This is a genomic window from Ureibacillus massiliensis 4400831 = CIP 108448 = CCUG 49529, assembly GCF_000772965.1.
Classification (GTDB): Bacteria; Bacillota; Bacilli; order Bacillales_A; family Planococcaceae; genus Ureibacillus; species Ureibacillus massiliensis.
In genome coordinates this window covers 250,193-272,793 of the sequence record NZ_JPVQ01000001.1, presented here as the reverse complement: position 1 = coordinate 272,793, position 22,601 = coordinate 250,193, and the positions used below count along the sequence as shown (strand labels likewise).

21 protein-coding genes are annotated in these 22,601 nt (G+C 36.2%); all 21 read right to left on the bottom strand.

Going from position 1 to position 22,601, the window contains the following annotated elements; all coding sequences use genetic code 11:
- Positions 1-39 precede the first annotated feature (39 nt).
- Positions 40-264: a F0F1 ATP synthase subunit C gene (atpE, locus tag CD30_RS01330; protein ID WP_036171299.1), complete on the bottom strand. Its 225-nt coding sequence runs from the start codon at positions 262-264 to the stop codon at positions 40-42.
- 80 nt (positions 265-344) lie between these two features.
- Entirely contained in the window at positions 345-1,070 is a 726-nt protein-coding gene (gene atpB / locus CD30_RS01325) for a F0F1 ATP synthase subunit A (protein WP_036171294.1), read from the bottom strand.
- Between the two features lie 29 nt (positions 1,071-1,099).
- Positions 1,100-1,471: an ATP synthase subunit I gene (locus tag CD30_RS01320; protein ID WP_036171291.1), complete on the bottom strand. Its 372-nt coding sequence runs from the start codon at positions 1,469-1,471 to the stop codon at positions 1,100-1,102.
- A 744-nt stretch (positions 1,472-2,215) separates the two neighbouring features.
- Positions 2,216-3,337: a non-hydrolyzing UDP-N-acetylglucosamine 2-epimerase gene (gene wecB, locus CD30_RS01315; protein WP_036171287.1), complete on the bottom strand. Its 1,122-nt coding sequence runs from the start codon at positions 3,335-3,337 to the stop codon at positions 2,216-2,218.
- A gap of 394 nt (positions 3,338-3,731) precedes the next feature.
- Positions 3,732-4,361, bottom strand: a complete 630-nt coding sequence (upp, locus tag CD30_RS01310) for a uracil phosphoribosyltransferase (protein WP_036171284.1) — start codon at positions 4,359-4,361, stop codon at positions 3,732-3,734.
- A 296-nt stretch (positions 4,362-4,657) separates the two neighbouring features.
- Entirely contained in the window at positions 4,658-6,838 is a 2,181-nt protein-coding gene (locus CD30_RS19385) for an EAL domain-containing protein (protein WP_052126005.1), read from the bottom strand.
- Positions 6,839-6,983: 145 nt separating this feature from the next.
- A complete protein-coding gene (gene glyA, locus CD30_RS01300; RefSeq protein ID WP_036171282.1) occupies positions 6,984-8,228 on the bottom strand; it encodes a serine hydroxymethyltransferase in 1,245 nt (414 codons plus the stop codon).
- Between the two features lie 217 nt (positions 8,229-8,445).
- A complete protein-coding gene (locus CD30_RS01295) occupies positions 8,446-8,991 on the bottom strand; it encodes a TIGR01440 family protein (protein ID WP_036171467.1) in 546 nt (181 codons plus the stop codon).
- A gap of 9 nt (positions 8,992-9,000) precedes the next feature.
- A complete protein-coding gene (gene rpiB, locus CD30_RS01290) occupies positions 9,001-9,438 on the bottom strand; it encodes a ribose 5-phosphate isomerase B (protein WP_036171279.1) in 438 nt (145 codons plus the stop codon).
- 523 nt (positions 9,439-9,961) lie between these two features.
- Positions 9,962-11,269, bottom strand: a complete 1,308-nt coding sequence (locus CD30_RS01285) for a methyl-accepting chemotaxis protein (protein ID WP_036171277.1) — start codon at positions 11,267-11,269, stop codon at positions 9,962-9,964.
- A gap of 5 nt (positions 11,270-11,274) precedes the next feature.
- Positions 11,275-11,715: a low molecular weight protein arginine phosphatase gene (locus CD30_RS01280; RefSeq protein ID WP_036171274.1), complete on the bottom strand. Its 441-nt coding sequence runs from the start codon at positions 11,713-11,715 to the stop codon at positions 11,275-11,277.
- A 41-nt stretch (positions 11,716-11,756) separates the two neighbouring features.
- Positions 11,757-12,260 (bottom strand): manganese efflux pump MntP, encoded by a 504-nt coding sequence (locus CD30_RS01275; RefSeq protein WP_036171271.1) that lies wholly within the window; start codon positions 12,258-12,260, stop codon positions 11,757-11,759.
- Between the two features lie 304 nt (positions 12,261-12,564).
- The gene (locus tag CD30_RS01270; RefSeq protein WP_036171268.1) at positions 12,565-13,590 is read right to left on the bottom strand and encodes an L-threonylcarbamoyladenylate synthase; all 1,026 of its coding nucleotides are present in this window, start codon (positions 13,588-13,590) and stop codon (positions 12,565-12,567) included.
- 116 nt (positions 13,591-13,706) lie between these two features.
- A complete protein-coding gene (locus tag CD30_RS01265; RefSeq protein WP_052126004.1) occupies positions 13,707-14,324 on the bottom strand; it encodes a stage II sporulation protein R in 618 nt (205 codons plus the stop codon).
- 44 nt (positions 14,325-14,368) lie between these two features.
- Positions 14,369-15,232, bottom strand: coding sequence for a peptide chain release factor N(5)-glutamine methyltransferase (gene prmC / locus CD30_RS01260; RefSeq protein ID WP_036171265.1), 864 nt, complete (start codon positions 15,230-15,232; stop codon positions 14,369-14,371).
- Positions 15,219-16,295, bottom strand: coding sequence for a peptide chain release factor 1 (prfA, locus tag CD30_RS01255; RefSeq protein ID WP_036171262.1), 1,077 nt, complete (start codon positions 16,293-16,295; stop codon positions 15,219-15,221). Before prfA ends, prmC begins: the two co-directional genes overlap by 14 nt.
- A gap of 833 nt (positions 16,296-17,128) precedes the next feature.
- Positions 17,129-17,710, bottom strand: coding sequence for a thymidine kinase (locus CD30_RS01250; protein WP_036171260.1), 582 nt, complete (start codon positions 17,708-17,710; stop codon positions 17,129-17,131).
- A gap of 492 nt (positions 17,711-18,202) precedes the next feature.
- Positions 18,203-18,403, bottom strand: coding sequence for a 50S ribosomal protein L31 (rpmE, locus tag CD30_RS01245; RefSeq protein ID WP_036171257.1), 201 nt, complete (start codon positions 18,401-18,403; stop codon positions 18,203-18,205).
- A gap of 275 nt (positions 18,404-18,678) precedes the next feature.
- Positions 18,679-19,962 (bottom strand): transcription termination factor Rho, encoded by a 1,284-nt coding sequence (rho, locus tag CD30_RS01240; protein WP_036171254.1) that lies wholly within the window; start codon positions 19,960-19,962, stop codon positions 18,679-18,681.
- A 152-nt stretch (positions 19,963-20,114) separates the two neighbouring features.
- On the bottom strand, positions 20,115-21,077 hold the full coding sequence (gene glpX / locus CD30_RS01235) for a class II fructose-bisphosphatase (protein ID WP_036171251.1): 963 nt from the start codon (positions 21,075-21,077) through the stop codon (positions 20,115-20,117).
- Positions 21,078-21,166: 89 nt separating this feature from the next.
- A complete protein-coding gene (locus tag CD30_RS01230; RefSeq protein ID WP_036171248.1) occupies positions 21,167-22,447 on the bottom strand; it encodes a UDP-N-acetylglucosamine 1-carboxyvinyltransferase in 1,281 nt (426 codons plus the stop codon).
- Between the last annotated feature and the right edge of the window lie 154 nt (positions 22,448-22,601).

The window sequence follows — 22,601 nt, the reverse complement described above, 5'->3', positions numbered from 1 at the left end:
GGAAAATTGCTTCGCCATCCTTAAATTTAAATTCAACCATTATTGGTTCATTACGATGAATGCTACTACTACCGCGATGATCGGTAATGCTTCTACTAACGCAACCCCGATAAACATAGTAGTTTGAAGAACGCCACGTGCTTCTGGTTGACGAGCGATACCTTCTACTGTACGAGATACGATAAGACCGTTACCAATACCTGCTCCTAATGCTGCTAAACCGATTGCGATTGCCGCTGCTAATAAACCTACTGAACCTACCATTGATTAAAATCCTCCTTGGAATTGTTTAAAATTTTGTTTTTTTAAAGCAAATTAATGTAAGACACTAAAAGCTTTTATTATTAATGGTCTGTGCTCACTTTATGTGAAAGATAAACCATTGTTAACATAGTGAAGATGAATGCTTGGATAAAGCCGATAAAGATCGAGAATCCTTGCCATGCCATCATTGGGATAATACCGCCTAAGAAACCTACAGCACCTGAACCTACTAAACCTGCTAGTAAGCCAAGTAAGATTTCACCAGCGTAAATGTTACCGTATAGACGCAAACCTAATGTTAATGTGTTCGCGAACTCTTCGATAATTTTTAGCGGGAACATGAAAGACATCGGTTGGAAGAAAGTTCCAAAATAATGTTTTGCACCGCGCATTCTAATACCATAGTAAGCGGATAGAACCATTATCATAGATGCTAACGTCATTGTAACTACTGGGTCAGCTGTTGGTGATTTCCACCATAAATCGCCATTTATAACGATACCTGAAAATGGTAACCCTAAAAGGTTCGCTACTGCGATAAACATGATAAGCGTGATCCCTAATACGTGGAATCGCCCACCTGTTTTCCAGTCCATGTTACTACCGATGATTCCTTTTACGAAGTCCATAATCCATTCAAAGAAGTTTTGCATCCCTGTTGGTTTTAGCTTCAAATTACGAGTAGCAACAACTGCGATAATAAACACGATAACAGCTGTAATCAATAACATTAAAACTGTGGAAAGGTTGAACGTGAGCGAAAACACACCTAAGTCCAACGTTAACTCTGGAGCACTATGATTCATTACTGCATTTCACCTCACTTTCCATTGCTCTACTTATTTTTAACTAAATATACGATAGCCCCTACAATGAGGAATACGTACGGAATCATTAGCCCAGTTACTGTGCTAATTAAGTGGAAATATTCTGGCAACGTAATCGCGATAGCTACTGCTGCAACACCTGATCCAAAGCGTAATGCTGTCCCGAGCGAGGCTGTTCTCTTTCCTTCGCCCAAATTCCGATCAAACTTGTCCATCCGTCGAACTAGAATCCAAAAGTTATATGTACCAAAGAATGCACCTAAACTTATTCCTAGGAATATGGATTGATAAGATGTAAATCCCCAACCTAATGCACTGAGAGCGAACAAAAAAAATAACGCTTTCTTCTGCATAGCGAAAATGTGATGCAAATCTAGCATTGGCATATATCTCCTGATCTTTTTTCGAGTAAACATGTAATCGGTTGCCACTTTTTTGATATCAAGTGCATGTTTACTTACGGACTTCACAAATGAATAAAACAACTAAGAATGATGTCATAATGTCGAAATTTCTCGAATTCGAGGGAAACTTCTGTTTTATTGCTACTTCCCGCAGTAAATTTTAGCAAATTAACGCTTGATGACGTTGCAAATTGACGTTAAACAGTTTTAACTGTCAATCTAGTAGAAACTTGATATAACAAGTGTTTTTTGGCCAGTTGACCCTGAAAAACCCTTATCACACTTACCCTTTGTAAGCATACAATAGCCAAAAAATGATGTCAATTAGTTAAGGTGAAAAACTTCACAACTTCAAAAACATTGTCAAATTGTTGACAAATTCATGAATGAATTTTGACTTGTTTATTAAATTTACTTTCATCTTGTTTAAAAAATAAAATCTAAAAAAATTAATACTTTCTTGACAAGATTTACTCTTAAAGTCATTATTTTGGTACATTGCAATTTTGTGCATTGCTAGTAAAGGAGCGCAAACAGAATTTCATGTTAGTGATCAAATTCGCCGATTACATAAAATAAGGAATTAAATTCATAATTTACTAATAGAGTTCTTAAATATTGCTACCTATTTATTTTTAATAAAACAGTTGCAATTCCCTAATATAATTTCTTCATTATTATAATTTACCTTTTCTAGGCAAATTATAATAATGAATAGTATTATTTACTTTTACTTAGGAAATTAATCAATGCTTCAACGATTCGGCGTGATGCTTCTCCGTCTCCATATGGATTTGAGGCCTTTGCCATTTTTTCATAGGCATGTTGATCCTCTAGCAATTCTTTTGCCATTGAGTAAATTGTTTCTTCTTCTGTTCCTGCAAGCTTTAATGTACCCGCAGCAATTCCTTCCGGCCGCTCTGTCGTATCTCTTAATACTAGAACTGGCTTCCCTAGGGATGGTGCTTCTTCTTGTACACCACCAGAATCGGTTAAAATCATGTAAGATCTTGCAGCAAAGTTATGGAAATCTAAAACCTCAAGTGGCTCAATCAAATGAATTCTTTCGTCATTGCCTAATACTTCATCAGCTACTTCTCGAACTGCGGGATTTAAATGAACTGGATATACCACTTGCACATCCTCATGCTCTGCTAAAAGACGTTTAATTGCGCGGAACATGTGACGCATTGGATCGCCTAAGTTTTCTCTACGGTGTGCTGTAAGTAGAATCATACGATCCTTTCCTATTTTCTCTAAAACAGGATGACTATATTGTTCACGAACTGTCGTTTTTAATGCGTCAATTGCTGTATTTCCAGTAACAAATATTGTTTCTGGATTTTTATTTTCTTTTAATAAATTTTCTTTTGATTGTTCAGTTGGCGCAAAATGCAAGTCTGCCATTACACCTGTTAATTGTCGATTCATTTCCTCAGGATAAGGTGAGTATTTATTCCCTGTTCTTAGACCTGCCTCAACATGACCAATGGCGATTTGATTGTATAAAGCAGCAAGACTTCCAACAAATGTTGTAGATGTATCCCCGTGAACAAGGACAATATCTGGTTTTGCTTCTTTCATAATTTCATCAAGGCCACGCAGTGCATTTGTTGTAACGTCAATCAATGTTTGGCGGTCCTTCATAATGTTTAAGTCATAATTTGGCGTAATCTCAAATGTTTCTAATACTTGGTCTAGCATTTGACGATGCTGTGCAGTAACAGCAACGATAGATTCAATATCATCTGGATGCTTTTCAAGCTCTAAAACAAGCGGTGCCATTTTAATCGCTTCTGGTCTAGTCCCAAATATGGTCATTACTTTCCACTTTTTTTGCAAAATAACTGCACCATCCTTTGTATGTAAATATTATCGTTTTTGTTTAGGCATGAAATTTGTGAGTTTTGCTTGGGGCTCTTGTTAGTTCTGGGATTTTGAAATATTGCTACGAAATTCGTTCAAGGGAGAAAGCATTCGTTAACGTTGTAATAGTAACTTTTAAAGCTAACCTCTCTTTATACAGGACTAAGGGGGATTCTCTAGTACAATGAAACGACTTTTCGTTTGATACTAAAGAACACCTCTTTTGTTTCCTATATTGTACGCTTTTCACACGTCGGGTGAGATTTCATTTCTTAGTATCCCGTCAATCCCATGTGTTTAAAGTAAGTAGAGCAAATTGAATATCCCTTGCCTTTGGAACACCTTAACTCATAATTTTTAAATGCTGGAATTATTTCGTTCCAAATAAACGGTCACCTGCATCACCTAGTCCAGGAATGATATAGCCATGATCGTTTAGTTTCTCATCTAGTGCAGCAATGTAAATATCCACATCAGGATGGGCCTCTTGCATAACTTCTACACCTTCTGGAGCAGCAATTAAACACATGAATTTAATATTTTTAGCACCACGTTTTTTCAATGCATATATAGCTTCAACAGCAGATCCCCCAGTAGCAAGCATTGGGTCAACTACGATGAATTCACGTTCTTCCACATCTGTTGGAAGTTTTACGTAATATTCAACTGGTTTTAGAGTTTCAGGATCACGATATAATCCGATGTGTCCGACCTTCGCAGCTGGAATTAGTTTTAAAACGCCTTCAACCATTCCAAGACCTGCTCTTAAAATTGGCACAAGTGCAATTTTCTTACCTGATAATACTTTTGCTTTCGCTGTTTGTACTGGTGTTTCCACATCAATTTCTTCTAATGGCATGTCTCTTGTTATTTCAAAAGCCATCAAAGTGCCAACCTCATCAACTAATTCTCTAAATTCTTTTGTTCCAGTATTTTTATCGCGAATATACGTTAACTTATGCTGGATTAATGGATGATCAAATACATATACTTTGCCCATTGGGATCTCTCCTATCTGTTGTTTATCCTTATAAGTATAACAAAATTGTAGGTGTCTCAAAAGTACAGTTTTCGACACTTTTATTACATAGAAATTTCATATACGTATTATCTATTAAAATGCTATTAACTATGTGGATTCTTTCGTTACTTTCCTTTCAGCTTTATTTATTCTTCGTTTAGGACCAATAAGCAAACTCCCCAACTAACTTAAAGCTTAAAATCCATTTTAATTATGTTCCCGCATCTTCTTCAAAACAGAAAAAAGATGCAGCCACGTATTAGCTACATCCAAGATTACAACTCAATATTTTCTTCAAATTCTTTCATTGAAATAGGTTTATAGAATAAGTAGCCCTGCCCTGTATCACAGCCTAGTTCCTTTAATGTACGTGCTTGTTCTTCGGTTTCCACTCCTTCAGCAACAGTATCAATATTTAATGCTTGTGCAATTTGTATGATTGCTTTCACGATGGCATATGTACCTTTTTCATGAATTTTCATCGTAAAATTGCGATCGATTTTTAACTCGGCGAAGGAAAGCTCCTGAAGGTAGTTTAATGATGAATAGCCCATACCAAAATCATCGACACTTGTACGAAAGCCCCAAAATTTTAACTCCCTGATGATTCTTCTTGCTTTTGTTAGATCAACAAGACTCATATTTTCTGTAATTTCAATAATAATATTACAAGGGTTTGCGTTATATTTTTTTACTAATTCGACAAGCTGATCTACAAATCTCGGATGATAAAAATGATCTGGAGAAATATTTACAGCGATTGGGACAATTGGCTTTCTTTTTTCTTCACGCAAACTAAACCATTGCAAGACTTTTTCTATAACTTGTAAATCGATTTCCCTTACTAACCCTGTCTTTTCAGCAACAGGCATGAACTCAAATGGGGAAATAAAACCTAGTGTCGGTGAATTCCATCTTGCTAAAGCTTCAATACTACTAATAGACCCATCCTTTAAATTCACCTTAGGCTGGAAATAAACCTCTATCTCACTATTTTTTACTGCTTTTGTTAAAAGACTACTAATTAATAAGTTCTTTTTTAGCTTTCCATCCATGTCACCTTTGAAGGAAACTAATACATTCCCCGCGCGATGTTTTGCTTCTGAAAAGGCATTTTCAGCAAAGCGTATAGAATCTTTGTATGGAATCTCTTCATTGAATGGTGCTATACCACATTTCAACGTTATGTATACGGGATTATTTTGAATAATAAAAGGTACTTCAACTAACGTTTCTGAAATCCGATTAAAATCAACTATCTTTTCACCTTTTTTATGATGAGTGAAGGCAATAATTTTTGAGCTTGAAAAACGAGCGATGAAATCCTCTTCTTTCCTTCGCAGCATTTTCAACTTTCTACATAATTGATTTAGTAGTTCATCGCCTGCTTCGCGCCCATATAACTCGACGACTTCTGCGAATTCACTAGGCTCTATAATATGGATAAGGCCATATATTTGCTTCTGCTCTAACTCTTTTAAACTTTCCATAAAGCCTAGTCGATTTGGTATACCTGTAGACACATCATTGTAGGCTAGAAAAGAGATCTCCCTCAGCTTCTGGTCATAAATATAAGCTAACGAAATTAAATTATTAATTTTATGAAGAAACGCTTTATATCTTTCGAGATGATCAAAGACAATGCTATCAAAATAAATTACAATCATACCAATTCGATTGTTAACATGATTTTCAATAGGTACTGTACAGTATTTTGTTAAACCTTTCTCTTCTATAACTTTTCGAGTACATTCATCGAGTCTATGATAATCAATATTTTCGTACATATTAAGTTCTGCTTGGTCAATCAAATTATTTAAATACTGGATATCAGCTCTTCTTCTGAATATATATGGCTCTTCCAGCCCATATTTTTGTGCCATCACCATTTGAAGCTGTTTATGATTATTATTTTCTCGGATGTAGATTTTTGAAACCGTTCGTCCATTTAATAATTCTTCGATGCCTTCACAAACGATTTGCAACTTTTTCACTAATGTACTTTCATGTTCAATTGCTTTATAGATTTGTTCTTCTATGTGATGAAGGATTTGTTCCAAATGATTATGTGAAAATTCATTTATGATTAGTAATGATAAGAGACCTTCTCCTTTTTCAAGCTGGAGTGGGATAATCGTAACATCTACTAATATTGGTGTGTCTAAAAATATATTCAGCAATAAATCTTCTTTAAACAACTCACCTTTATGTATATTTTCTTCTACTTGCTTTAAAACACTACTATTTTCATTGGAGAATAGAGTTTCAAAAGACTTATTTATTAAATCATTCGATGTATATCGAGTTATATTATAAAGTTGTTCATTGCAATAACAAATTTTCAGCTGCTTGTTCACCAATTCTAAAATGACATAGCTTTTTTTCGATTGGTTTCCTATGCTTTTTAAAGTCTGAAATAAAGCATCATTTTTACTATTCAAGGGTTTAGTTGTCATCTCTTTCTCCCCTCCTTGAAAATAATAGTATTATTTAATTAGTATTTTACATTTATATAATACTGCAAGTAAACATATTGTTTTCATAGAAAAAAGGAGACCCTGCAAGTATTTACCACTCACTTTAGGGTCTCTTTTTTAATGATTAAGCATATAATGGATATTTGTCTGTAAGTACTTTCACACGATTAGCACATTCGTTTTTAACTGCTTCATCTTCAGGGTTTTTAAGAAGTGTTGCAATTATTGAACCAACTTCTTCTAAGTCTTCTTCTTTGAATCCACGACTAGTCACTGCCGCTGTACCTAGACGAATGCCTGAAGTGACAAATGGTTTTTCTTCATCGTAAGGAATTGTATTTTTATTTGCTGTAATACCAACTTCATCAAGTAAATGTTCAGCTACTTTACCAGTTAAGCCAACAGATTTAACGTTTACTAGTAATAAGTGGTTATCTGTACCACCAGACACAAGCTTTAAGCCGTTTGCTGTTAAGCTATTTGCAAGAGCTTTTGCATTTTTCTTAATTTGTATTGCATATTCTTTAAATTCAGGTTGTAATGCTTCACCAAAAGCAACTGCTTTTGCAGCGATTACGTGCATTAATGGACCACCTTGGATACCAGGGAAAATAGCTTTATCAATTTTTTTAGCTAGTTCTTCGTCGTTTGTTAAAATCAATCCACCACGAGGACCGCGTAATGTTTTGTGAGTTGTTGAAGTAACAAAGTGAGCATATGGTACTGGAGATGGATGTTCACCTGTCGCAACAAGACCTGCGATATGCGCCATATCTACCATGAAATATGCGCCAACTTCATCAGCGATTTCACGGAATTTCGCAAAATCAATTTCACGTGGGTATGCTGAAGCACCAGCCACGATTAATTTTGGTTTATTTTCTAAAGCTTTTGCACGTACATCTTCATAGTCGATTACGTTTGTGTCTTTTGTTACACCGTATTCTACGAAATTGTATTGAACACCTGAGAAGTTTACTGGTGAACCATGTGTTAAGTGACCACCATGTGATAGGTTCATACCAAGTACTGTATCGCCAGGTTCAAGAATTGTGAAATAAACAGCCATATTTGCTTGTGCACCTGAGTGAGGTTGTACGTTCGCAAATTTCGCACCAAATAATTCTTTAACACGATCACGAGCAATATCCTCTACCACGTCTACATGTTCACAGCCACCATAGTAACGTTTACCTGGATAACCTTCAGCGTATTTATTTGTTAATACAGAACCTTGTGCTTCCATAACCGCTTCTGAAACAAAGTTTTCAGATGCAATTAATTCGATGTTTGATTGTTGACGCTTTTTCTCTGCTAAAATTCCTTCTAATACCGCTTTATCTTGTGCAGCTAGTTTTTCATAAGCCATTTTAATATGTCCCCCTAAATAGAAAGTTATTTTTATTTATTTCAAACTAACAAATTCAGGTTGAATTAATTAGTTGAGTTACAAATTTTTCGTATCTTTTCTTTTAGATAGATTTTTGAGCACCTTTGATAGAAATGTCATAGAAGTCTTTACAAGGTTCTTAGAGATGATTCAACTTTTTGAACTAAAGTCACTGAATTGAAATCAGTGCTATTAGTTATTCATAGACTGCACGTGGTCCGCCTATTAACTTTGGTCTAGTTTTTGCAATCGTCACTACTGCCTCACCAATCTGTTTAACAGATGTACGGATGGGAATAGCAACTTCTTTCAAATGCATGCCAATCAAAGTTTGACCAATATCAATTCCTGCATGTGCGCGAATATATTCAACGACAACTGGCTTTTTCATTTTTGAATAAGCGTGTGCTGACATAGACCCACCAGCATGTTTTACCGGAATGACTGTTACAGGCTCATAGCCAAACTCTCGAGCAGCTTCATATTCCAATGTTAATGCGCGGTTAATATGCTCACAGCCTTGGAAAGCTAAATATAAGTCGTGTTTTTGTGCAAATGTAGCAAGCTCTTCATATAAGATGTCCGCTACTTCCATTGCACCAGCAGTTCCAATTTTTGATCCGAGTACCTCAGAAGTAGAACACCCAACTACAAACAATTGCTTTGGTTGAAACTCCACTTGTTGTTCCAATTCTGTTAATAGTAGAGAAATTTGTTTTTGAATAAGATCTAAAGTTGCCAATGTTAGCACTTACCCTTCAATTTCAGAAATTTTTTCTACTCGGCGTACGTGACGCCCACCTTCAAACTCAGTGTTTAACCATGTTTTTACTATTTCACAAGCAAGACCTGGGCCAATAACACGTTCTCCCATCGCTAAAATGTTTGAATCGTTATGACATCTTGTTGCCTTTGCACTAAATACATCGTGTACTAATGCACAACGAATGCCTTTGACTTTATTAGCGGCAATGGACATACCAATTCCCGTACCACAAATTAAAATACCACGATCAAAATCGCCTTTTGCTACAGCCTCTGCAACTGGTTTTGCAAAGTCTGGATAGTCGACTGAATCTGTTGTTTGTGGTCCAAAATCTTCATAATGTATTTGAAGATCATCTAGAAGCGCCATGATTTCTTTACGTAAATTATTGCCACCGTGATCTGAAGAAATGGCTATTTTCATGTTATTCCCTCACTTCGATTGTTCTGCATTTTACTTTTACTGCTCATTTTTGTGTTGAATGCTATTTACTAACATATTCATGTATTTAAGCTTTTGAATGTATTGTTAGTTCTATAGCGGTTTTATAAACGGAAAACTCCGTTAAAACATATCATCAACAGTGTACCACTTCTTGAAATAGAATAACATGAAATTTCACATCTTTCATTAAAACAATTTCTCAAAATACGAATGTTTTCGCTTACATATAATAAAATGTTCATATTTTAATAGTAAACATGAGAATATCGAACATATTATTCGCCTTTTGTTCGGTTTATCAAATACGAAAACTAAAATCCAAGATTATTTATCATTCTAGATAGGATGAACTTTAAAATTGATTCAAACCCCAAAATTATCCATATCAGAGACAACCTATTTTTTCCCCTTATAAATGAAAGTTATTAATAAAAAAGGTTAACCCTAATGAACTTTCTCATAGGTTAACCTTCTCGACTTACATTTTATTAAACTGTTCCTTTTACTGAGTACGATCGAATTGTTGTATTACTTTGTAAAGCTGTTCAGACTGCAATTTCAAGTCTTTCGACAATTTTTCAATTTGTTCAATAGCATAGGCTTGCTCTTCTGTTGCACTTCGCACTTCTTCTGCACCAGCAGATGTTTGCTCTGCAATAGCAGCAACTTCCTGAGATTGATGTGCTGTTGTTTCAATATTAGACATTTGCTTTTCAATTAGAGCCGAAATCTCAACAACTGCATCTGCCATCTCATGAACACTATTTGCCATACTTTCTACTAAAGTAGTAGTCTCTGAAACTTTTGCTGATTCTTTAACAGCAAAAGCAACTTGATCATTCATTTGATGTACAACGATTGATACGTTTTCTTGCATTGTTTGAATAAGTGATGTAATCCCTTGAACTGCTTTTGCACTTTCATCTGCTAAACTACGAACCTCTTCAGCAACAACGGCAAAACCTTTTCCATGCTCACCAGCACGCGCCGCTTCAATGGAGGCATTTAACGCGAGTAAATTCGTTTGCGCCGCAATATCTCCAACAAGACCGATAATGCGCTCAATTTGTTCAGCATTTTTCTCTAATTGATGGATATTTTTTAAAGCATCTTCATTGCCTGTTACAATTTTACGTATGCTATTTACTAAACCTTGAATTGAATCAGTTGTTGTATTTAATTCACCAATAATTTGCTTTGATTGATTTGCCGAATTTAATGCACGTTGATTTACTTCAGTAGCAAGCTCTCTTACATCTTCTATCGCTTCAACTGTTTCTTGTACAGCTTCAGCAGAAGATTCTGCACCCGATGAGATTTGCCCGACAGTACGAGCAATCCCTTCCGCTTGGTTAGAGGCAGATGCTGTTTGTTCTGATAAATCAATAATAGCAGAATTCGTTTTTTGGAAGTTTGAATCAATACTTTCTACCATTTGACGAAGATTCACAAGCATTAACTGGAATGCTTCTGCAACAGATTGGATTTCGTCGCGTGTTTTCGGCATATCCACATCTTGTCCAATTTTACCTTCCGCTACACGAGTTGCTGTTGCTTCTAACCGTTGCAATGGTTTTGTTATGACAACACTTAAAATAGCAGCTAAAATACCTGACCATGTAATCCCTAAAATATATGTAAGTATTTCAAACCAGATTTTATTTGATAAAAACGCAAAATTTGAGAAGAAATATGGATGAAGGAAATGAATAAACACAAAGCTAGTTGAATAAGTGATAAGTGCAAGTAACGTTACAAATAAAACAAGTTTCTTACGTAAGCTAAATGTTTTATTATTATTTTCATTCATTAGTATTAGCCTCCATTGATTTTGATTTCGAGCTCATCAATCAGTTTTTTTAGTTCTTGATATGTTTGTGTATACGTATAAATGTCTCCTCCGAAAGGATCTGATACGTCTTTAGAACTGTATGGTGCTACATATTCTTTTAAAGTGAAGGTCTTGTCTTTTGCCATTGGAAATGAATGAAGAATCATCTGCTTATGGGCTAATGTCATCGTCAATATCAGATCTGCCCATTCAATATCATTTTCATTTACTTGGCTCGTTTTATGTTCAAAAGGTATGTTTTCCTTTTCAAGGACAGCTTTTGAATTTTCTGATATTCCTCCTCCTTCTAATGCATATATTCCTGCCGATTTAACATGAACCCCATCCAATTGTTTATGTTTTAAAATTGCTTCTGCCATTGGGCTTCGACAAGTATTTCCTGTACAAACAAAATAAATATTCATGCTGTTTGCTTCACTCTTTCTTTTGAATTTTATCTCAAATCTTAGTTGTTCATGAATGCATAAATGCTGAAAGAAATTAAAGAAATTCCAGCAATCCACTTTAAAGAGTTCCCTTTAAAGGAACGATGACCTCTTTTAGCAATGTACAAAGATATATAAGATAGTAAAAATGTCCAAATACCTGCACTTACTATAAATAAATATTTTTGTAAATTAAGCATACCAAAAGAAATGCTAACTGAAAAGGTGTCTAAACTGGCAGAAACAGCTAAAATTGGGACTGGAATTGGCTTAATTTGACGATTTTGTGTAGATAAAATTAAATGGAGGCCAATAAAAAATAATAAAGTGCTCGAAATTAAGTTTGACCATTGCATTAGAATTTGAACCATCCAGCTTCCTAGGGTAAACCCGATGATGGGAAAAATCATATGTAAAAGGGCTGTCCAAACTGCTAATAAGAATCGTTTTTTTACAGTGGGAAGCAATAAATAAAGTGCCACTACATCAAGTGCCACAATAAGTCCGATTAATATCTCCTGCAATTAAAGTCCTCTTTCCTTAAGCTAAATTTTTACCATTTTATGCTCAAAGGACAGGCAATATCATTAATTATCTAAAATACAGGTACAGTTATTTAATTATGTTTCTTACTATTGTGAAACCCTTGTTTTTCATTATGTTGTTAATCAGCGTACAGTAAAATATACCTGAAGGACCAACGAATCATTGAACTACTTGATTCAGCATTATCTATGGGAATTTTAAAGATATGTAGCTTTCCAAAAAAAATAAAATGACTGTACATATATAGTCAGAAATATGTACAGTCATTTATTTAATTTATATTTACTCATATTCTGCTTCAAACCACTTTCCACCCGCAGCTTTTTCTAATCGATTCATAATTGCTGCACCAACTCCTTCGACAGTTGTGGCCGTTGCCAATATTATACTTGCATCTGTTTTATCGCAAGATCTTAGAGCATCATAAAGCTGAACCCCTTCATGATCAATTTGGAAGAAAAAGTCACTTTGCAATTCTTTATATGAAACGGGTGCTAATAGCGCTACTTTTTTCCCTTCATTTTTCAATTTTATAAGGGCTTTGTGAACGAGTTCTTTATTGCTTTCGATTAAATAAACTGGCGCGTTTGGAGCGTAATGTGTATATTTCATTCCCGGTGCTTTTGGCGTTGAGTCAAGCTTTTGCTGCTCTTGATTTGGCTGCATGACTTGTCCAATTACATCTTCTAACATTTCTTTCGTAACTCCACCTGGACGTAATATCACCGGTGGATTAACGGTTACGTCAAGCACTGTTGACTCAAGACCGATTCCTGTTGTTCCACCATCCAATATTAATGGAATAATTCCTTGTAAATCCTCTTCCACATGCTGTGCTTTCGTTGGACTTGGTTTGCCACTACGATTTGCACTAGGCGCAGCGACTGGTTTTTTTAATGTTTGGAGTAATTTTAACGCAACTGGATGACTTGGCATACGTAATCCAACTGTTTCTAATCCTGCTGTTACACTAGGTGCCAATATGTTATCTTTCGCTTTCATTACAATCGTTAATGGCCCTGGCCAAAATGCATCCATACATTTTCTAGCATTTTCTGGTATATATTCAATATAATGAGATACCTCATCAATAGTTCCAATATGTACGATGAGTGGATTATCTGAAGGTCGACCTTTTGCTTTAAATATTTTTTTCACTGCTTGGTCATTTGTTGCCACTGCCCCTAAGCCATATACGGTTTCAGTTGGGAATGCAACAACTTCCCCTTCATTTAATAAATCCACAGCTTGTGAATAAAGTTCTGTACTATCCACATTATTTTCCACAGAAATTCGAATTGTTTCCATATGAACATCTCCCTTTAAATAAAGGTTCCAACACACTTATGCACAATTTGTGGAAAAGTCACTACCAATTGTGTATAAGTTTTCAGAAATTTGTGTATATCTTGTATTTTACAAAATTATAAACCAAATAAACTTAAAAACCATTCCCAAATAACAAACACGACTTCTGGCTCTTCCTCTTTCTCTGATTCAGAATTGTTTTTCTGATCCTTATCGTCACCACTCGGACCCTCACATACATCAGGGAAAATACTACACCAGAAGTTATCCCCACGGCCACTTCCAATTGTTACAACAATCGATTCATAAAAGCTTTGTGGATAAAAATAATGAAAATCGGCTTTTGCTGGGATTAAGTGCTCCCCTACCGTTACCTTTACATCGTGTTGTGGATAGTTTTGTTCAATAGCTGTTGATAATTTTTGTAACGCTTCCTCATTACTCACAGCTAACATTTCGTTTTGTTTAATTTCATTGAAAATCGGGGATAAGTTTTCCACCATATCTTCTTTTAGTTTTTGGTCTGCAAATGTATTACTATTTGCTACTACACGAATTTTCAATGAATCTTCTATTAAATTTTCTCGAGTTTCATAGATTCCATTAAAAAAATGTGGTGTCATTAGAATAATACAGTAGATTGCTAATCCACCTGCGATAAGTCTTAAAACACTAACTATTGGATGATAATCAATTTTTTCTTCAACTCTTGTAATCTCGTAATCATTTAACATATTAAATTCCTCCCTGACAACATCATTGTCAGAAAGGAATTTTTTTATTCATGTATTTCACAAAAAATCATTCTATTTTTTTTGTTAATATCTTTTACGATTTCGATTTTGGCTTGTGGAAAACTATTTTTAAAGAAATTTGCCACTGCTACTGCCTGTGTATAACCTATTTCAACACCTATTAATGCTGGTTTATTTAATAGATTTGGAAGGTTTTCTGCTAGTTTGCGATATAGAATAAGGCCATCCTCTTCCGCAAACAATGCATTATGTGGCTCGTGGGCTAATACAACTTCAGACATTTCTTCTGCCTCTTGAAATGCGATGTATGGTGGATTGGATAATACCACATCCCATTTTTGCTTTCGAATCGGTTCAGTTAAATCTCCTAAACGAAAATCGATTTCCGCATTCAGCAATTTAGCGTTTTTCTTCGCGGTTTGGAGCGCGGCTTCTGAAATATCCGTCGCCGTAACATTTGCTGTTGGGTACTCCAATTTCATTGTAATCCCAATTGCTCCACTACCAGTACCGATATCCACAATGTTGAGTTCTTTTTTATCCCCAAATAGTGTTTGTATTCGTTTTAGTGTACCTTCGATTAATTCTTCTGTTTCTGGACGAGGAATTAATACAGATTCATCCACTTGATAAGTTCTACCATAAAACTCTTCTACACCTGTAATGTATTGAACAGGCTTTCCTTCTGCATGCTGTTTTACGTATAGTTCGAATTGCATGAGCTGTTCTGATGTTATTTCATCGTGCATTCGCATCATTAATCCTGAATAATTCGTTTTTAAAACGTTCTGCAATAACAACCGTGCAGCATTCTCGTCACGACCATGCTCTAGTAAAAAAGAAGAAGCCCATTGCAGGGCCTCATAATTTGTTTTATGCTTCATCATTTAAGTTCGCCAATTTCGCAGATTGGTCTTCTAAAATCAGTGCATCAATAATTTCATCAAGCTTACCTTCCATAATTTGATCTAGCTTTTGGATTGTTAAGCCGATACGATGGTCTGTGACACGATTTTGTGGATAGTTATATGTGCGAATACGTTCAGAACGGTCTCCTGTACCAACAGCAGATTTACGTGTTGCATCGATTTCTTTTTGCGCTTCCTGCATATACTTATCAGCTACGCGGGCACGTAAAATTTTTAATGCTTTCTCACGGTTTTTAATTTGCGAACGTTCGTCTTGCATAGATACAACAACACCTGTTGGAAGATGGGTCATACGAACAGCTGACATCGTTGTATTTACAGACTGACCACCCGCACCAGATGATGCAAATGTATCAACACGGATATCTTTTTCATGAATTTCAACATCTACTTCTTCTACTTCTGGTAAACAAGCGACTGTAGCTGTTGAAGTATGGATACGACCTTGAGATTCTGTTGCAGGAACACGTTGTACACGGTGTGCACCATTTTCAAATTTGAATTTTGAATAAGCACCTTGACCATTAATCATAAAGATAACTTCCTTATAACCACCTGCTGGATTTGGTGTTGCTTCCATGATGTCGATTTTCCAGCCCTGTGTTTCAGCATAACGTGTATACATGCGGAATAGGTCACCTGCAAAAATGTTCGCTTCGTCCCCACCAGCTGCCCCACGAATCTCCATGATAACGTTTTTATCATCATTCGGATCTTTCGGTATTAAAAGGATTTTTAAACGCTCTTCCAATTGTGGAATGCGGGCATTTAATTCATTAAACTCTTCTTTAACAAGCTCGTGCATTTCTGGATCTTTTTCAATATCCAACATTTCTTTAGCATCAGCTAGCTGTTGCTTTACTTGCTTATATTCGCGATAAACTTCAACCATCTCCTGAATATCCGATTGCTCTTTTGAATATTCACGAAGCTTTTTGCTATCGCTTACGATGTCTGGATCGCTAAGTAATTCATTTAGCCTTTCATAACGATCTTCAACCGCCTGCAGACGATCAAACATGTATTTCACCTCTAATTATTCGCTCTATTTATTTTATTATATTTATTGTTTAACTGTACGTCATTTCGAAAAAAGTCACTTTATTAGTATATAGAAATTTTTGCAGTATAGCTAGTGTTATGGAAAGTTTTTGATGGGTATCTAGTGCTTAAAAACAGGTTCAATATGATCCCATTATGGCTTGGTTGTATTCCGATTGCTTTCGCGCTCAAAAATTGATTCTATGTGATCCAATGAGGGTGTTATCCGCTCGAATCGGATTTCTATGTGATTGAATTATCGCTTGGCTACTTTTCGGATTGATTTTGCGCTCAAAAATTAATTCTATGTGATCCAATAAGGGTGTTATCCGCCCGAATCGGATTTCTATGTGATCGAATTATCGCTTGGCTACTTTTCGGATTGATTTTGCGCTCAAAAATTAATTCTATGTGATCCAATAAGGGTGTTATCCGCCCGAATCGGATTTCTATGTGATCGAATTATCGCTTGGCTACTTTTCGGATTGCTTTCGCGCTCAAAAATTGATTCTATGTGATCCAATAAGGGTGTTATCCGCTCGAATGATATTTGTATACGCCCAAAATTTCTCTATGTGATCCAATGGGAGTATCTTCCGCTCAATAACCGGATACTAGCGCTCCAATCATTAATTTATGTGCTCGTATTGGAGAAGTATGTGATCAAAATAAATGATTGATTACATTCAAATTTCAATTGTGCTCAAAAGCAAGATTATACGCCCCAATCCTTCATCTATCCGATCAAATCGTAAATTTACCCTTCATAGAAGTTAATCAATGAGTCCATCTCTTTTCATTTCTTTCTAACTTTTAAAGTGGCGGATTGGCATGACATTTACGGCAAACTGGATAGTATGTATCATTTCCAGCGATATGGATTTGTTCGCCTGTATAAATTGGTTTATTATTTTCATCAACTCGCAGATTCATCGTCGCCTTTTTGTGACAGAACCAACAAATCGTTTTCATTTCCTCGATTTTATCCGAGTATATAAGCATGTAGCGGCTACCTTCAAAAAGTTCGTTTTGGAAATCATTTTTCAACCCGAATCCCATCACAGGAATATTAAGATCATCAACAATTTTTGTTAGCTGTAGGATTTGTTCTTTCTTTAAAAATTGAACTTCATCGACTAGGATACAGTGAAGCAATCCATTTTGTTCTTGGTGATTTTTTACGTATTCAAAAATATCTGTCTCTTCAAAAACTGGAATTGCTTTTCTGCGCAAACCAATTCGACTAGAAACATAGCCAACTTCATCTCGATCATCAATACCAGATGTAAAGATTAATACAGGTTTGTTCTGCTCTTCATAATTATGTGCAACTTTTAGAATTTCAATAGATTTTCCGCTATTCATAGCTCCATGTTTGAAGAATAATTGCGCCATCAAAACTACCTCTTTCTTAGGATGATCTTACTTTATTCATTTTATCGTTATTTAAGATGTCTGCAATGGATTAATTGTAATAGTACTATTAGTGATAGCATTTATATCACGATGTAACCTTTCACTATTGGTCTGGATACTTTTAAAAGTAGTTTTTTGTCCATTCAGTAGGTGGGTTTGTCCATTCAGCGTCTGGTTTTGTCCACACTCATATTTTTTGTCCATTCAGACGTTCATTTTGTCCGCTCAGACATGGGTTTTGTCCACTCAGACATGGGTTTGTCCATTCAGCGTCAGGTTTTGTCCACACTCATATTTTTTGTCCATTCAGACGTTCATTTTGTCCGCTCAGATGCTACTTTTGTCCATTCAGCGCTAGGTTTTTCCTGATATTTCCAGGATTAACCCTTTACTCAGCACCAAACAAGACTATCAAAACTAGAAAAAACGTCCGCCACGATTTTGTGGCAGACGTTTTGTTTTAGGTCAATCTTATTTAAGACCGTATTTTTTGTTGAAACGATCCACACGACCATCAGCAGCCGCGAATTTTTGACGTCCAGTATAGAATGGGTGGCATTCGTTGCAGAACTCTACAGTGATGCTTTCTTTTACTGAACCAGTTTGGAATGAGTTACCGCAAGAGCATGTTACTGTTGCAGTTTTGTAATCTGGATGAATTCCTTGTTTCATATTCGTTTTCTCCTCTCGCCCTGAACCATCTGGAACAGAGTTTTTATTCGAACTGTGCCTTACATAACCCGAATATGCCAGTTACATATGCACACGTTGCATACCTGAAAAATTATAGCAAGAATAAATAATGATTGCAAGAAGAAGATTATTCCTGTTCAATTATATACTGCTATACATTGTTTTAGTCTATTACTTTGTCACACTTAAATGATCACTTAACTCTCGTTTAGATCGCATAGAATACTTGTACAACATTATCGGAAAAAGGAACTTTAAATTAACCCTTTCCCTTTCGTTGCTTTTTTCATCTCTTCATTTAGCTTTTCGAAAAATTCTTCGTTTGTTTTTGAGGCGCGAAGTTTCTTTAAGAAGCGTTCTGTGAAGTCAGGCGCATCGGTGAAGGTTCTGCGAATTCCCCATAGCTTTTCCAATTGTTCAGCCGGGATAAGCAATTCTTCCTTACGTGTACCTGATCGACGAATATCAAGCGCTGGGAATACACGACGTTCTGCTAAATGACGATCTAAATGCAGCTCTAAGTTCCCTGTACCTTTGAATTCCTCGTAAATCACTTCATCCATACGTGAACCCGTATCTACAAGTGCTGTAGCTAAAATTGTTAGGCTACCGCCATCTTCAATATTACGAGCCGATCCAAAGAAGCGTTTCGGTCTGTGGAATGCTGCTGGATCAATACCACCTGAAAGAGTTCGTCCACTTGGAGGAATAACTAAGTTATAAGCACGGGCTAAGCGTGTAATAGAATCCATTAAAATGATAACGTCTCGTTTATGTTCAACTAAGCGACGAGCACGTTCAAGAACAAGCTCCGCTACTTTTACATGATTTTCAGGAAGTTCATCAAATGTCGAACTTACAACATCCGCATTAACGGAGCGTTCAATATCTGTTACTTCTTCAGGTCGTTCATCGATGAGTAATACGATTAACTCCGCTTCTGGATAGTTGGTTGTAATCGCATTAGCAATTTCCTTTAATAGAGATGTTTTACCTGCCTTTGGAGGTGCGACAATTAAGCCACGTTGCCCAAAACCAACAGGTGCAACTAAATCCATGATGCGAGTTGATACTTTATTCGGTTCAGTTTCAAGTTTAATCTGACGGTCTGGATAAAGTGGTGTAAGTGCTGGAAAGTGAACACGTTCCTTAGCAATTTCAGGATCTTCCCCATTTACTGCATCAACCTGTAATAAACCAAAGTAACGTTCGTTTTCTTTTGGTGGGCGTACTTTACCTGATACCTTGTCCCCATTTCGAAGATCAAAACGGCGAATTTGAGAAGCCGAAATATAAATATCTTCTTTTGATGGTGAATAGTTAATTGGACGAAGGAAACCAAATCCTTCATTTGAAACAATTTCAAGAACTCCTTCCATAAAGAAAAAGCCTTCTTGTTCTGAACGTGATTTTAATATCGCAAAAATTAATTCTTTTTTTGTTAATTTACTATAATACGAAATTTTATAATCACGAGCAAGAGCATATAACTCTTTTAAAGTCATGTTTTCTAATTGAGCTATTGTATGCGCTGTCATAGCATTACTCCAGTCTTATTAATTTTTGATTATACTTAAATTTTTGATTACTACACTTTTGGAATTGAAGTCGTCGTAGGAAATCATATGAAAGATTTATAGGAAGGATGTCTGATAAATAAATATATTATCAGACATCTTAGTTTAGAAGTTTATTTTACATATCTAGGTTTTTTATCAATATTGTGTCGTCCTTCAACAAAGCGAACTGTACCTGTTTTAGCACGCATAACTAATGAATTAGTTAAGCAGTACGCCCCTTTGTATTGAACACCTTTCATTAATTCGCTATCCGTAACAGCAGTTGCTGCGAAAATTGCATCGTCACCTTTTACTAAGTCGTCTAAGTAAAGTATTTTGGAAACATCGATGCCCATTTTTTCACAACGTGCAATTTGTGCATCATCTTCTGGTACTAGTCTTGCTTGGAAATCTCCGCCTAGACATTTTAGTGCAACGGCTGAAATAACACCTTCTGGAGCACCACCAGTACCAAACATGATGTCTATACCTGTTTCATCGAAGGCAGTATTAATAGCCGCACTCACATCACCATCTTGAATGAATTTAATACGTGCACCTGCTGCACGAATTTCATCTACAATGTGTTGATGACGTGGGCGGTCTAATAAAACTGCTACAACATCTGAAATTTCTTTGTTTTTCGCTTTTGCTACTGCCATTAAGTTTTCAGTAACACTTGCTGTTATATCAACTTTACCAGCTGCTTCTGGTCCAACCGCTAGTTTTTCCATATACATATCTGGTGCATTTAATAAATTACCACGATCTGCAATGGCTAATACCGTCATCGCTCCGTTTGTACCTTTTGCTACGATATTAGTTCCTTCAAGAGGGTCTACCGCAATATCCACTTGAGGTCCGCCATTACGAAGACCTAGCTCTTCTCCTATATAAAGCATTGGTGCTTCATCCATTTCACCTTCACCAATTACAACCGTACCATGCATTGGAATTGTATCAAATAGAGCACGCATTGCTGTTGTTGCTGCGTCATCTGCTTCTTCTTTCAATCCGCGTCCCATCCATTTTGCAGATGCAATGGCAGCTGCTTCTGTTACGCGAACTACTTCCATAGTTAAACTACGTTCCATTTCTAAATTGCCTCCTGCTATTCGAAAAAACGAACATTTATATGTCACATCTATTGTAACATACTTCAGTAACTGCTTAACTTTTATTTTTAATCTTTTAATTCCATCGTACTAACTGCAATGGTTTCACGGCGAATATTTGCACCAAGAGAATTTAGTTTTTCGATTAAAGAACTGTATCCTCGCTCAATATGGTGTATATCATGAATCTCGGTTTCGCCCTCAGCGATCAGACCTGCTAATACAAGCGCTGCACCTGCTCGTAAATCTGTAGCGGTTACAGATGAACCATGTAGTTTTGTTGGTCCTTGAATTACAGCTGTATTGCCTTCAACTTTTGCGATTGCATTCATACGACGCAATTCATCGATATGTTTAAAACGAGCCGAATAAATTGTATCTGTAACTTTTGAAGCTCCTACTGCTTGAGTCATAAGTACGGAGAGCGGCTGTTGAACATCTGTGGGGAATCCAGGATATACTAATGTTTTTACATCAACGGCTTGGAGAGTTTCTGGTCTAGGAATGTAGACACTTTCTTCTCCTTCCATTACCTTCACACCCATTTCTCGAAGTTTTGCAATTACCGCTTCAAGATGTAATGGGATGATGTTATCAATCGTAATTCCATCGCCAATAGCTGCTGCCATTATCATAAATGTTGCGGCCTCTATACGATCCGGTATAATCGTATGCTTTGTACCATGAAGTTCATCTACACCTTCGATACGGATAACACTCGTACCTGCACCTTTAATATTGGCACCCATATTTGTTAAAAGTGTTGCTACATCTATAATTTCTGGTTCCTTAGCAGCATTTTCAATAACCGTCCGCCCTTTTGCACGAACAGCTGCTAGCATAATATTAATCGTTGCACCAACACTTGCTACGTCCAAGTATATTTTCGCACCAACTAATTCGTCTGCACGCAAATAAATTGCACCATGCTCATTGGTAACCTTTGCTCCTAATGCTTCAAACCCTTTAATATGTTGATCAATCGGACGTGGTCCTAAAAAACAACCTCCAGGCAAACCAACTACTGCTTTTTTAAATCGCCCAAGCATTGCCCCCATTAAATAATAAGAAGCACGTAGTTTCTTTACATTGCCATTTGGTAAAGGGATTGCAAGCATATTCGTCGGATCAATGGTCATTTGTCCGTTGTCAAAAGCTACTTCTCCACCGATTTCTTCTAATAGTGCTTTAAGCGTCCAAGCATCAGCAATTTCAGGTATTCCTCCAATTGTTACTGGAGAATTCGCCAAGATTGATGCTGGGATTAACGCGACTGCACTATTTTTGGCACCGCTGACTTTTACTGTACCTTTTAGACGATTCTCGCCAATGATTTTATAAACATCCATAACGCCTTCTCCCTCGTAATTGGAAAGTTTCTCTTATTATAGTCAACTTCTTCAATTTTTGTATGTGTACCTATGCAATTATTTTTAGGCAATTGCTTTACTTTTCGGTACGATACGAGTTTTTCTTTACATAAATTTTTTTATTTCACTTAAT